This window comes from Streptomyces sp. NPDC021115 (genome assembly GCF_044333065.1).
Taxonomy (GTDB): domain Bacteria; phylum Actinomycetota; class Actinomycetes; order Streptomycetales; family Streptomycetaceae; genus Streptomyces.
The window spans coordinates 70656-82340 of record NZ_JBIRQF010000013.1; the positions used below are offsets into that span (position 1 = coordinate 70656).

At 71.3% G+C, this 11685-nt stretch carries 13 protein-coding genes; 6 read left to right on the forward strand and 7 right to left on the reverse strand.

Annotated features, from left to right (window positions below; translation table 11 throughout):
• Positions 1-55 precede the first annotated feature (55 nt).
• The gene (locus ACH4TL_RS31715) at positions 56-997 is read left to right on the forward strand and encodes an NADP-dependent oxidoreductase (protein WP_398325554.1); all 942 of its coding nucleotides are present in this window, start codon (positions 56-58) and stop codon (positions 995-997) included.
• On the opposite strand, the gene ACH4TL_RS31720 is transcribed toward ACH4TL_RS31715, so the two are convergent.
• The 4 genes from ACH4TL_RS31720 to ACH4TL_RS31735 form a co-directional block, all read right to left on the reverse strand.
• Entirely contained in the window at positions 994-1296 is a 303-nt protein-coding gene (locus ACH4TL_RS31720) for a hypothetical protein (RefSeq protein ID WP_398325557.1), read from the reverse strand. The genes ACH4TL_RS31715 and ACH4TL_RS31720 overlap by 4 nt on opposite strands.
• A gap of 344 nt (positions 1297-1640) precedes the next feature.
• Entirely contained in the window at positions 1641-2180 is a 540-nt protein-coding gene (locus ACH4TL_RS31725) for a copper chaperone PCu(A)C (RefSeq protein ID WP_398325560.1), read from the reverse strand.
• Entirely contained in the window at positions 2161-4536 is a 2376-nt protein-coding gene (locus tag ACH4TL_RS31730) for a heavy metal translocating P-type ATPase (protein ID WP_398325563.1), read from the reverse strand. The genes ACH4TL_RS31725 and ACH4TL_RS31730 overlap by 20 nt, the downstream gene beginning before the upstream one ends.
• On the reverse strand, positions 4536-4808 hold the full coding sequence (locus tag ACH4TL_RS31735; RefSeq protein WP_398325568.1) for a hypothetical protein: 273 nt from the start codon (positions 4806-4808) through the stop codon (positions 4536-4538). The genes ACH4TL_RS31730 and ACH4TL_RS31735 overlap by 1 nt, the downstream gene beginning before the upstream one ends.
• 541 nt (positions 4809-5349) lie before the next feature.
• Here ACH4TL_RS31735 and ACH4TL_RS31740 point away from each other — a divergent pair.
• Together ACH4TL_RS31740 and ACH4TL_RS31745 are read left to right on the forward strand one after the other, a co-directional pair.
• Entirely contained in the window at positions 5350-5565 is a 216-nt protein-coding gene (locus tag ACH4TL_RS31740; protein ID WP_398325571.1) for a heavy-metal-associated domain-containing protein, read from the forward strand.
• Positions 5566-5668: 103 nt separating this feature from the next.
• Positions 5669-6340, forward strand: coding sequence for a DUF5134 domain-containing protein (locus ACH4TL_RS31745; protein ID WP_398325574.1), 672 nt, complete (start codon positions 5669-5671; stop codon positions 6338-6340).
• 76 nt (positions 6341-6416) lie between these two features.
• On the opposite strand, the gene ACH4TL_RS31750 is transcribed toward ACH4TL_RS31745, so the two are convergent.
• Both ACH4TL_RS31750 and ACH4TL_RS31755 read right to left on the reverse strand, forming a co-directional pair.
• On the reverse strand, positions 6417-7064 hold the full coding sequence (locus ACH4TL_RS31750; RefSeq protein ID WP_398325577.1) for a class I SAM-dependent methyltransferase: 648 nt from the start codon (positions 7062-7064) through the stop codon (positions 6417-6419).
• Between the two features lie 83 nt (positions 7065-7147).
• Entirely contained in the window at positions 7148-7900 is a 753-nt protein-coding gene (locus tag ACH4TL_RS31755; RefSeq protein WP_398325580.1) for a helix-turn-helix transcriptional regulator, read from the reverse strand.
• Between the two features lie 122 nt (positions 7901-8022).
• Here ACH4TL_RS31755 and ACH4TL_RS31760 point away from each other — a divergent pair, with 122 nt between their 5' ends.
• Entirely contained in the window at positions 8023-8571 is a 549-nt protein-coding gene (locus ACH4TL_RS31760) for a DUF2231 domain-containing protein (protein ID WP_398325583.1), read from the forward strand.
• 54 nt (positions 8572-8625) lie between these two features.
• Positions 8626-9075 carry a hypothetical protein gene (locus ACH4TL_RS31765; RefSeq protein ID WP_398325586.1) on the forward strand — a complete coding sequence of 150 codons (450 nt, stop codon included), beginning with the start codon at positions 8626-8628 and terminating at the stop codon, positions 9073-9075.
• A gap of 42 nt (positions 9076-9117) precedes the next feature.
• On the opposite strand, the gene ACH4TL_RS31770 is transcribed toward ACH4TL_RS31765, so the two are convergent.
• On the reverse strand, positions 9118-9564 hold the full coding sequence (locus ACH4TL_RS31770; RefSeq protein ID WP_398325589.1) for an SPW repeat protein: 447 nt from the start codon (positions 9562-9564) through the stop codon (positions 9118-9120).
• A gap of 604 nt (positions 9565-10168) precedes the next feature.
• Here ACH4TL_RS31770 and ACH4TL_RS31775 point away from each other — a divergent pair.
• Positions 10169-11683 carry an ATP-binding protein gene (locus tag ACH4TL_RS31775; RefSeq protein ID WP_398325592.1) on the forward strand — a complete coding sequence of 505 codons (1515 nt, stop codon included), beginning with the start codon at positions 10169-10171 and terminating at the stop codon, positions 11681-11683.
• The last annotated feature ends 2 nt before the right edge of the window (positions 11684-11685 follow it).

Genomic DNA, 11685 nt, shown 5'->3' on the forward strand with positions numbered 1-11685 from the left:
CACCTCACTGCTCTCACGGACGGCCGGTTCAGGCCGTAGGGAAAGGCAGAACGGCATGCGCGCAGTCCGCTATCACGAGTACGGCGGTGTGGAGACCCTTGTGGTCGAGCAGGTGCCGGACCCGCATCCCGGGCCCGGCGAGATCCGCGTCCGCGTCGCGGCGGCCGGCGTCAACCCCGTCGACTGGAAGGTGCGTTCCGGTGCGGTGCGCGAGATGCTGCCCGTGGACCTGCCCGCGATTCCCGGGCGTGATGCCGTCGGCGTGGTCGACGAGGCCGGTGAGGGCGTGCGGGGGGTGAGCATCGGCGACCGTGTCTTCGGGCTGGGCGGCGTCACCGGAGCGACAGCGGAGCTGGCCGTGCTCTCGGCCTGGGCCCACGCGCCCACCACGTGGACCGACGAGGAGGCCGCCGGCGCCGGTCTGGCATCCGTGACCGCGATGGGCGGGCTGAAGGCGCTCGGTCCCCTGCGGGGGCGCACCCTTCTCATCGAGGGCGCCGCCGGAGGCGTGGGCAGTGCCGCGGTCGAGATCGCGGTGGCTCAGGGCGCCACCGTGATCGGGACGGCCAGCGAGCGCAACCACGCGTTCCTCACCTCTCTCGGAGCCGTTCCCACCACCTACGGCACCGGCCTCGCGGAACGCCTCGCCACCCTGGCTCCGGACGGTGTCGACATCGCACTCGACACCGCGGCCTCCGGCTCCCTGGCCGATCTCATCGCGATCGTGGGCGACCCTGCTCGCGTGTCGACGGTCGCCGACCACACCAACGCGCATCGCCTGGGTGCGCGTGTGGCCAACGCGGAGAACGACGCCACGCTCCTCGCCGAAGCGGGCGAACTCGGCCGGCAAGGCCGCTACACACCGCGCATCGAGCGGACCTACCCGCTCGAACGGATCGCGGAAGCGCACGCATACGCCGAGCGCGGACACACGCGGGGGAAGATCGTGGTCCGCGTCTTGGCCAACCCGAAGGCCACCGATCCAGATCGGAACTAATCGTCGCCGATCTCATGGTCGTCGTCTCCGTCTTCGTCGTCTTCGTCGTCTTCGTCGTCTTCGTCTTCATGGCCGTCTTCGAGCTTGTCGTCGTCGCTCTGAGACGGGCTCGCTGTGCCGCTGGTGGGCGGCGGTTGAGGGGCGGTGGAAGCGGTGGAGTCGGCCGGGGGGGTTCCCTCAGGGGCGGATGAGGGGGCGGGGTCGTCCTCCTGGCCCGGAGGGGCGGTGATCGAGACTTCTCCTCCGGAGGGCCACCTCTTGCCGGAGGAGGAGGAAGCCGAGTCGATGATCGTCGACATGGCCAGGAAACACCCGATGAGGACCAGAGCGGCAGCGGCCGCGGTGAGAGCTGTGGTCTTGCGGCTCTCCGAGCGGTCCTGGACGCTTGCGTCGTCGTCCCCGTGGTGGTGCGCTGACGGTGCCGACGGGCTTCGGGCTCCTGGATCGGGCCGCACATGTCCTCCTGGTAGCCGATGTCACGACGCGGTGCGCTTCGACCTTCTCCGGTTCCCTCGCAGTCAGGGACGTCAAAGTCACGGTGAACAGGGGTGAGGTCGTGAGGTCGCAGACCACCCTAGGCGCCACTGGTTCAGAGCAGGGACAGCGCTGCTCCAGCGTTCAGTTAAGGAAGGACTAATTTTCCTCAGCTCCCGTCCGGGGGCATCAGCACCGCCATGGCCTTCACCCGGCCCCGGCCCTCGAACCACAGGTTGAACGGGACCCTCGCGAGCGGCCTCAGCGCGGGCGGGTCGAGGACGGCGATGTGAATTCCTCCCTCGGCCATCCGGACCGTGCTCCGGGCGGGCACCGCCACCCGGCGCGCCCGCTGCGCGGTGCCCGGTTGCTTCCGGTCGGGCTTGCGGAGCATGGAGACCCCGAGTGCCGGGGAGTCGGCGTAGAGCAGTGTGTCGTCGATGTCCCCGGTGTTGCGGATCTCGAAGAACGCGGCGGCCGGTTGCCCGGCGGGCTGGAGGATCCAGCCGGTGCTGACCTGGATCTTCGGCACGGGTTCGCCCGCCGCCCCGGTCGCCGCGTAGGCCGTGAGCAGCGTCAGCGTGAGGACGCAGGCTCCCACCGGGATCAGGGCCGCCCGCGCCCCCCGGACCAGCGCCGCCCGCAGGCGCCGTCCCGGGCCGGGGCGGTCGACGTCCGCCGGGGGGTGGTCAGCGGTCGCTGAGGACATCGCGATCCTTCCGTACGGTGCCGCGCTCGGTGGCGAGGGGAGCGGGTGACGAGGGGTGATCCGCGGTGGCGGTCACCCGCTGCTTGCCGGGGTCGTAGGACCGCAGCCGCAGGCTGTTGACGACGACGAGGACGGAGCTGGCGGACATGGCCGCCGCCGCGACCATCGGGTTGAGCCAGCCGGTCGCGGCCAGCGGAACGGTGACCACGTTGTAGCCGAAGGCCCATGCGAGATTCGCGCGGATGGTGGCGAGCGTGCGCCGGGTGAGCCGGATGGCGTCGACCACGGCGAGCATGTCGTCGCGTACGAGGGTGATATTGGCCGCGCCGATCGCGGCGTCGGTGCCACTGCCCATGGCCATCCCCAGATCGGCGGAGGCCAGCGCGGCGGCGTCGTTGACCCCGTCGCCGATCACCGCGACACACCGGCCCTCGGCGCGCAGGGCGGCGACGATCCGCTCCTTCTCCTCCGGGGCCACCCCGGCGTGGACCGTGTCGATGCCCGCCTGCTCGGCCATCGCCCGGGCGGGAGCGGCGCCGTCGCCTGTCACCAGCACCGGCTCGATGCCCAGCGCGCGCACTTCGCGCACCGCCTCGCGGCTGGTGGGCCGCAAGGTGTCCCCGATGGCCAGCAGCGCGGCGGGCCGGTCATCGAGCTCCACGATCACGGCGGTGTGCGCGGCGCGTTCGGCGTCCTCGCGCGCCCGGCGCAACGTGTCGGGCAGCGGCTCCGACGGGCGGGGGCGGCGTACGCGCACCCGGTGACCCTCCACGCGGCCGGCCACGCCGTCGCCGGGCGTGGCCCGGAACTCCGTCACCTCCGGCAGCCGGGTGTCCTCGTCCTCGTCGCGGCGGGCCGCCGCCACCACCGCCCGGCCGATGGGGTGTTCGGAGCCCTGCTCCACGGCCGCGGCCAGCCGCAGCACCCCCTTTGCTCCCGGCCCGTCCTCGGCCACGGTCGCGTCGGCCAGCGTCATGCGGCCGGTGGTGAGGGTGCCGGTCTTGTCGAAGACCACGGTGTCCACGCGGCGCAGCCGCTCCAGCGCCTCCGGGCCGCGAACGAGCACGCCGAGCTGTGCCCCGCGTCCGCTGGCCACCAGGAACGCGGTCGGCGTGGCCAGCCCCAGCGCGCACGGGCAGGCCACCACGAGCACGGCCACGGCCGTGGTGACGGCCGACTCACCCGCCGCTCCGGCGCCCAGCCAGAAGCTCAGCACGGTGGCGGCGATGGCCACGATCACCGGGACGAAGACTCCCGCCACCGCGTCGGCGAGCCGCTGCATCCGGGCCTTCCCCGCCTGTGCCTCGGTCACCAACCGGGTGATACGGGCGAGTTGGGTGTCGGCGCCGACCGCCGTGGCGCGCACGACCAGCAGCCCGCCGGAGTTGACGGCGCCGCCGACCACGGCGGTGCCGGGTGTCACCTCGACCGGCACGCTCTCGCCGGTGACCAGGGAGAGGTCCAGTGCCGACCCGCCCTCGACGACCACACCGTCCGTGGCCACCTTCTCGCCGGGGCGCACCACGAACTCCTGCCCCGTGGTCAGCTCGGCCACCGGGACGCGGCGGTTGCCACCGGGCTCCCTCAACTCCGCGTCGCTCGAACCGAGTTCGGCCAGCGCCCGCAGCGCCGACCCGCTGTGGTGCCGGGCCCGCGCCTCCAGATGGCGGCCGAGGAGGACGAACAGCGGGACGGCGACCGCCGCCTCCAGATAGATGTGGGGCACGCCGTCGTCGGCGGAGGGCAGCAGGCTGAACGGCATGCGCATCCCCGGCAGGCCCGCGCCGCCCCAGAACAGGGCGTACGCCGACCAGGCGAACGAGGCGAGGACACCGAGTGACACCAGGGTGTCCATGGTGGCCGCTGCGTGCCGCAGATTGCGCAGCGCCCGCTGGTGGAAGGGCCACGCGCCCCAGGTCGCGACGGGCGTGGCGAGGGCGAAGCACACGTGTTGCCATCGGTCGAACTGCCAGGCGGGAACCATCGACAGCACGATCACCGGCACCGCCAGCAGCGTGGTGAAGAAGAGCCGTTCGACGTCACCGGCCTCTTCGCCCTCCCGCCCCTCGGGCTCGTCCGCGGCTTCGGCGGGCGGTGCCGGTAGTTCGGCGGTGTAACCGGCCCGCTCGACGGTGGCGATCAGCTCGTCCGTGGTCACGGTGTCCGGGTGGGAGACCCGTGCCGTGCCGGTGGCCAGGTTCACGGAGGCGGACACGCCCTCGACGCGGCCCAGTTTCTTCTCCACCCGGTTCACGCAGGCCGCACACGTCATGCCACCGACCAGCAGATCGGTGATGCGGGTGGGCGCGGCGGGCGCGGCGGGGGATTCGGATGCGGTGTCCGGCCGCTCGCTCATCACAGTCCCCTCCCCGGGTGGTGGTCCAGCGGGCCCAGGCCGTGGGTGTCCATGCCCCCGCCCCCGTCGTCCTGCGGTACGCCCCGGTGGATGCCCGGCGCCACCGGCCCGGCGGCCCGCCCCACGGCGTACGAGGCGGCCATCAGCACCACCAGGAGGACGAGGAACCCGGCCAGTGCGGGAGGCGGCAGCGCCCGGCGCACCCGGGCACCGAGCGGCTCAGCCCCGTCGTCCGCGGGTCGCGGTGGCGAGGCGGTATCGGTCAACGGCATCGGCACTCCCACGGGCAGGCTCTGACGGAAACGGACGGGGTCCGCCCACGTTTACGGGCCGGGGCCGCGGACCGCTCACCGTGTGCGGCGCGCTGTCACACAAGGGCAAACCCGCTCCGGCCGGGAACCGGACGGGCCCGCCGGCCGACAGATGGGCTGTGAGGGATGTACGCCGGGGACCGGGAACAGCCCTTCCGAGGTGGTGAGTTGCGCGATCAGGGCTTCCCGTGCCCGGGCCCACGAGCAGCCAGGTGCGTGCCGACGACCTCCCCTCGGATGCCGGTCCCGCGCTGTGTGGCGTAGGTCACGAAGAGCCCTCGGAACTCCCTCCCAGGGAGATCCGACTACTGGCTTGGTACGGCTGCGGCCGGCTCGTACCTGCCGCTCCTGGGCATCGACATCGCGCGGGGGCGCCTGGCCGACTGGCGCGGGAAACGGGCACGGGCGGTCGACGGCTGAGGTGAACATCGGCGTACGTACACGCGTATACCTGCATGAAGGCCGCGAACCATTCCATCTCTGCATATCAGGAGCCATGACCATGAACGAGATTCGCTACACCGTCACCGGCATGAGCTGTGGCCACTGTGTCGCCAGCATCACCGAGGAAGTCACCCAGGTGTCCGGGGTCGGCGAGGTCAGCGTCGATCTGCCCGCGAACGAGGTGACGGTGCGCGGCGAAACGCTCGACGACGAGCAGGTGCGAGCCGCCATCACCGAAGCGGGGTACGGCGTCGCGGGCCTCGCCACCGCCTGAGGGAGGGACTGGCGATGCCCGACAGGCACACACCCACGCCGAGCGTGGCCGGCGAGTCCGGGGCAGGCCCGGACGGCCCGGGGTCCGACCGAGGGGTGGTCCGATGATCGCCGCGGGGGGTCTGCGCTGGGTTCTGACCGTGCTGTTCGTGGTACCGGCACTCGCCGGGATATGGCGTGCGGGCGCGCCCAGGCACGTCGGAGCCGGGCCGGGTGCGGCGGAAAGGGTCGGGCACTTGCTGCACGCGGTGATGGCCATCGCCATGGCGGCGATGGTCTGGCCCTGGGGCATGGACCTCCCTGTCTGGCCGCAGGTCACGCTGTTCACGCTGGGCGGGGTGTGGTTCGCCGGGGTTGCTGTGGCCCGGCCCGCTCCCGTTTCCCGTGCGCGCGCGTTACGGGGCGCCCTTCCGCACGTGGCGATGATGGGCGCGATGGCCTGGATGGCCGCCGCGATGGTCTCGTCCACCTCGATGGCGGGGCACGGCGGCTCCCACGACATGGCGGACATGCCCGGGATGGACATGTCCGGTGGTTCCGGCACCGTGACCATGACGCTCGCCGGAACCGGCCCGAGAACGACCTCCGGGCTCTTGGCCGGAGTGCTGCTCATGCTCGCCCTGTGGTGGCTGGCGCGGGGATTCGCCGTCGCCCAGCGTGCCTATGCCACCGACCACCAGCGCCCGTCCGCGACGGTCGAGAGCGACGCGTTCGGCCTCGGCTGCCACGGCGCCATGGCGCTGGGTATGGCGGTGATGTTCGTGCTCCTCATGTGAGGGACCAACTGCCTGTTGGCCGGTGCCCAGGTGCCGGGACCGACGGCGGGGCGCGTATCGAGGGACCTGCGGGTGGTCAGGCGGGGGCGTCGTAGACCAGGGTGTACCGCCAGAACAGGCGACGGCGTATCCGGGCTCCGGGCAGCTCTCGGGCCACCGCGCACCGGATGTCGCTCAGGGTCTCCTGCGGGTCGGTGGTGGGCGCTGTCATGTGCAAGGGCAGCACAGCGGCGCGGGCCGGGTGCTTGGCCAGTCCCATGACCGGGTTCGCGAGTGCGGCCGGCAGGGCGGCGAGCAGATCGGCGGGTCCGTCCTCCCGGTAGCAGCCGACGATCACGAGGCGTCCGCCCGGGATGAGACAGCCGCGCAGTTCCCGCAAGGTGGGCACCAGTGGTAGGTGGTGCAGGACAGCGACGAGGGTGATGGCGTCCCAGCGTCGCTGCCGGTCGCGGTCTGCGAAGCCGGCTTGGACGATGGTGACCGCAGGGTCGTCGGCGAAGCGTTCCGCTGCGGCACGGGCGGTCGCAGGGTCGGGTTCGAGCCCGGTCACGGCGGCGGCGCGGCGGCGGAGCAGTGCGGCGAGATTCCCTGTGCCGCATCCGATGTCGAGGACGTTGCGGGCCCCGGACGCGGCCACACGGTCGGCGGTCCAGGGGCCGTAGTGGTCGTTGTGACTCCACGGATGCTTCTGATGGAAACGGTGGAGGTGGGACAGCAACGCCATGGCACCACGGTAGCCGGACGCGGAACCCCGAAGGCTCATGAGCTGTTCCCGAGATTGACCTCGGCTGCGTAGGCGGCCCAGAGTCAGCGGTCTTGAACCACGTGGTCAGCACGCTCGGGGTCGCTCGGGCCGAGGCGCACACAGCATTCCCCGGGCTCGGGGGCCAGGACGGCCTGCACCCCGTTGACCTCGAGGCCGCCCAGGCAGCCGGAGAGGAAAGCCTGGTTCATACCGCACACGAGGTCGGGGGCCTTGGCCGCCAGCGGGTGGAAGGGGCAGTTGCGCAGCCGGAGCTGGGTGGGGGTTTCCCGGACGGGTTCGTAGCCGTACTGATCCAGCAGGCGCTCGCAGGCGGTCAGCCCGCGCTCGGGGCCCAGGCGGCCCGGGCGGGTCTCGTCCCGCACGGTCCGGCCCATCTGCCGACCGCGCTGTTCCGCGGCGCGCATGGCTGCCTGCGCGGCGCTTTCGCCGGCGCCCTCGGTCAGGACGGCGTCCAGGAGAAGGTCCGCCAGGAGTTCGTGGCGCCGGTCGGGGATGTTCACGGTGATCTGGGCGTCGGTGGGCTCGTACACCTTGGGCCGCCTGCCGACCTTGCGGATCCCGCCCGGGGTTTCGTAGCGGGCACGGAGCAGGCCGGCGTCGACGAGCTTGTCGAGGTGGAACGCGGCGAGCTTGCTGGATATCCCGACGCTGGCAGCGGCCTCGTCGCGGGTGACGGCGCGGCCCGCGCGGCGGATGTAGAGGAACATGCCCCGCCGCGAGTCCTCGCTCAGGACGCTGACGGAGTCGATGGCGCGGTCGGCCGCGTCGGCCTGCGAGGAAGGATCAGAAGTCACCTGACCACAGTAACTCCCATCGGCATGGGCACAAGAGTTCTTTCAGCCGGACGACCTGCGGTATCTTGACGTCGACTCCCAATAGAACCAAGATTTGTTGGTGAAACTACTGGGAGGTTGCGATGGCTGATCAGCCACAGATGCAGGCGAAGCGTCCGGTCAGCGCCTCGCTCGCCGGCCCGTACGGCCATCCGTTCCACCCGATCCTGGTGACCGTGCCGATCGGTGCCTGGGTGACCAGCCTGGTATTCGACATCGCCTCTCACGTCGTGCACCGTCCGGGCTTCTTGACCCAGTCCTCGGAGTGGCTGATCGCGGTCGGTGTGATCGGTGCCCTGCTGGCGGCCATGGTCGGATTCCTCGACCTGTTCGCGATCCCCCCAGCCACCCCGGCCTTCCGCACCGCCCTGGTCCACATGGCGCTGAACCTGCTGGTGACCGCCGCCTACGCCGTCAATTTCCTGTGGCGCCACAGCACCTACAGCGACGGCGGAAGCGTGGGCATCGGCCCGCTGGTCCTGTCCGCGATGAGCGTGACCGCCCTGGGCGTCTCCGGATTCCTGGGCGGCAAGCTCGCCTACCGCTACGGCGTACGCGTCGCCGACGAGAACACCCAGGCCGAGGGATACGCGACCGACAGCGGCCCGAGGAGTTCCAGCTCAGCTGTGTGACCAGGCCCTCCGGCACCTCCTGCCATCACTACTGTTCCCCTAGGGAGTTCCCTCATGGACATCGCCGCACTGATCGCCTGGGTGGTCACCGCCCTCGGCGGCTTCTACATGCTCGGCACCTGGGTCCAACGCGGCGGCATCCGCCAGCAGCAGACCGGCACCAGCCGCCTGCCCGCCCCCGCCGTCTTCGGCCACTTCGCCCTGGCCGCCATCGGACTGGTGGTGTGGATCATCTACATCGTGGCCGACAAGAGCGCCCTGGCCTGGACCGCGTTCGTTCTCCTGCTTCCGGTCGCGCTGCTGGGATTCGTGATGCTGGCCCGCTGGATCCCCGTCTACCGCGACCGCGCCACCGCTGGGGCGGCCGCCGCGGGCCCGGGAGCCGAAGCCACCGTCCCTGCCGAACGGCACTTCCCCGTAGCGGTGGTGGTGGCACACGGCCTGCTCGCGGTGGTCACCTTGGTCCTGGTTCTGCTCACCGCCCTGGGTATCGGGGGCAGCTGACACGCGACGAAGAGGAGAAGGTGCCCGCGGGGCCCCGGCCGTTCACCCCTGCTGCGCCCGGGCTCCGCCCTTCATCCCGAAAGCCGAGGTCGCCAGCCCCAGGAGGAAGATCACCGCACCGGTGACCACATTGCTCACCATGGTGCCCGTGGTGGTGGCCGACGGCCCGTAGACGACCCAGGGTGTGATGATCGTCCAGATGCCGATCGCGGCCACGACCCAGCCCAGCCCGTGGGTGCGCTCGTAGGCCGAGCCGAAGCCGAGCGCCAGGATCGCGACCGCCAGTCCGGTGATGAGGTTGTTGATGGTCAGACCTGTCCCGGTGTCGAAGAAGCCCACCACCCACGGGGAGACGGCCAGGTAGAGCCCGGCCAGCAGGGTCAGCCCCTCTACGGCCCGGGCCTGCGGAGTCGTCGCGGCCCGCTCGTAGCGGGCCCTGAGCTCCATCAGGTCGGGATGCTCTTCGATGCGGGAGCCATGCGTGGTCATGATGACGATCCTCCTTCCGAGGCGTTGAGCGCCGGGTAGCCACCAGGAGCGGGCTCAATCAGCGTGGCCATCCCGATGTCGCCGGTCAGGCGCGTCCTGCTGGTCTCCTCCGGCATCGCCCGGCCGGGACCGCCCCTGTACGGCCTGATCATCGGACGCTTCCTGCGGATCGCGGGCGCCGCCCCGGAAAACCATGCGGACCGTGACCGCCCATATGCATTCCGGTAACCGCGCGTGCGTCGATCCGGGTAATTGATGCTGAATTCTTCGCCCGCTAGGCGGACACACTGCCCATCGGGTCGCTATTCGCCACACAATGCAGGCCCCCCGTGGCATCTGTCGACCAGGTCAGAGGCTGTGCGTGATTGGAGATCACGTGTGAATATGATGTCAATTGAATGGCTCGGGGTGTGAACTCATTGCCTGAACTTGACTCGGTAATAGGCTGGTTCGCGCAATGAGTTCGAAGATTGTCGCCTGTGCCACATATCCGGTTGGTTCTGGATTTTCTCGATGATTGAGGATGCTGATGGTTCGTACTGCGTCGTCACCCGGAGGCCCCTCGACCGGCCTTGCCGCGGCGTGGTCGGCTCCCGCTGCCCTGATGGCCGTGGTCACGGCAGTCATCGCGACGATCGCGCCGGCCGGAGGGAAGGCGCCGCCCATCTGGTGCGGAGTCGTCGCCACGGCGATCGTCGCTCTCGTCTCGGCCGTTGCGGTCCGCCGCGGCCGGGCCGTCGCCGCGCTGCGGACCGAGTACGCCGCGCGGGAAGCAGCCCTGCTCCAGGACTTGCGGCGGCAGGAGGCGGCGACGATCCGGCTGGCCGAGCAGCATCTGCCGGCGGCCGTCGCCCGGCTTCAGGAAGGCGAGTTCGCCGAGGACGTCCTGCTGTCCGTCTCCGCTCAGGACGAGGCACTCAGCCCGCAGTCCCAGGCGGCGCACCAGGCACTGCTGCGGTCCGTCGTCGAGGCCGTGCAGGCGGAGGAGAGCATGCGTGACTCGGCGCAGCGCGGGGTGGTGAACATCGCGCGCCGGGTTCAGGCCATCGTGCACCAGCAGGCGACGGACCTGCGGGGGATGGAGGACCGGCACGGCCAGGAACCGGCGTTCTTCGCGGACCTGCTCCGGCTCGACCACGGCACCGCCCTGATCGGTCGGCTGGCCGACAGCATCGCCGTACTCGGCGGGGCGCGGCCGGGCCGTCAGTGGAGCAAGCCGGTGCCCCTCTACAGCGTGCTGCGCGGCGCCATGTCCCGGATCCTCGACTATCAGCGGGTGGAACTGCACACCGTGGCCGAGGTCGCCGTTGTCGGTACCGCGGTCGAGCCGCTCATCCACGCACTTGCGGAACTGCTGGACAATGCCAGCCGGTACTCGCCGCCCAAGACCCGCGTCCATCTGACGGCGGTGGAGGTGCACATGGGCGTCGCCATCGAGGTCGAGGACGGCGGTGTCGGTCTCAGCGAGGAGGCGCGGTCGCGGGCCGAGGGGATGCTCAAGGAAGCACGGGCCGGCATCGACCTGAACGACCTGGGGGAGTCGCCGCGGTTGGGGCTCGCCGTGGTCGGCCGTCTCGCGCAGGCATACGACTTCAAGGTCGCGCTCCCGCCGTCCGTGTACGGAGGCGTGCGCGCGGTGCTGACCGTGCCGAAGAGCCTGCTCACCACCGCACCCGCAGCGGGGCGGGCGCACGGTATCGGCGCCTCGTCCGGGCCCCGGCCGGCGGACCGGCCGACCGGCGCGCAGGGTGCGCCCTCCCGGGCGGCGACCGACGTTCTCGCCGCGCGCTCCGCGTTCCCGGACGCCGGTGCGCCAGTGGAGACACACGAAGCCGTGGAAGCGGAGCGGTCCACCCCGGTACGCGGGGACGACCGTACCGGGGAAGAGGCGCCGGCCGAGGCCGAACGGACGGCCAGCGGGCTGCCCCAGCGGCGCCGCCGCCGTCCGGCGACCGGACCCGCGAAGCGGACCACGCCTCTGCCGGGACCGGCGGAGACAGCGCACGAGGAACCCGCGCCCGGCGTCTGGATGGCCGAGTTGCAGAGCGGTCTCTCAGCGGACAAGCCCAGGGCAGCACCTTCCCGGGCCAACAGTGACACGTCAGACAAGGGGGAGTGACC

Bases quoted from the DNA above. Each gene is read 5' to 3' on its own strand.
- ACH4TL_RS31715 (WP_398325554.1), top strand. From the start codon at position 56: ATGCGCGCAGTCCGCTATCACGAGTACGGCGGTGTGGAGACCCTTGTG.
- ACH4TL_RS31720 (WP_398325557.1), bottom strand. From the start codon at position 1,296: ATGTCGACGATCATCGACTCGGCTTCCTCCTCCTCCGGCAAGAGGTGG.
- ACH4TL_RS31725 (WP_398325560.1), bottom strand. From the start codon at position 2,180: ATGTCCTCAGCGACCGCTGACCACCCCCCGGCGGACGTCGACCGCCCC.
- ACH4TL_RS31730 (WP_398325563.1), bottom strand. From the start codon at position 4,536: ATGAGCGAGCGGCCGGACACCGCATCCGAATCCCCCGCCGCGCCCGCC.
- ACH4TL_RS31735 (WP_398325568.1), bottom strand. From the start codon at position 4,808: ATGCCGTTGACCGATACCGCCTCGCCACCGCGACCCGCGGACGACGGG.
- ACH4TL_RS31740 (WP_398325571.1), top strand. From the start codon at position 5,350: ATGAACGAGATTCGCTACACCGTCACCGGCATGAGCTGTGGCCACTGT.
- ACH4TL_RS31745 (WP_398325574.1), top strand. From the start codon at position 5,669: ATGATCGCCGCGGGGGGTCTGCGCTGGGTTCTGACCGTGCTGTTCGTG.
- ACH4TL_RS31750 (WP_398325577.1), bottom strand. From the start codon at position 7,064: ATGGCGTTGCTGTCCCACCTCCACCGTTTCCATCAGAAGCATCCGTGG.
- ACH4TL_RS31760 (WP_398325583.1), top strand. From the start codon at position 8,023: ATGGCTGATCAGCCACAGATGCAGGCGAAGCGTCCGGTCAGCGCCTCG.
- ACH4TL_RS31765 (WP_398325586.1), top strand. From the start codon at position 8,626: ATGGACATCGCCGCACTGATCGCCTGGGTGGTCACCGCCCTCGGCGGC.
- ACH4TL_RS31770 (WP_398325589.1), bottom strand. From the start codon at position 9,564: ATGACCACGCATGGCTCCCGCATCGAAGAGCATCCCGACCTGATGGAG.
- ACH4TL_RS31775 (WP_398325592.1), top strand. From the start codon at position 10,169: ATGGCCGTGGTCACGGCAGTCATCGCGACGATCGCGCCGGCCGGAGGG.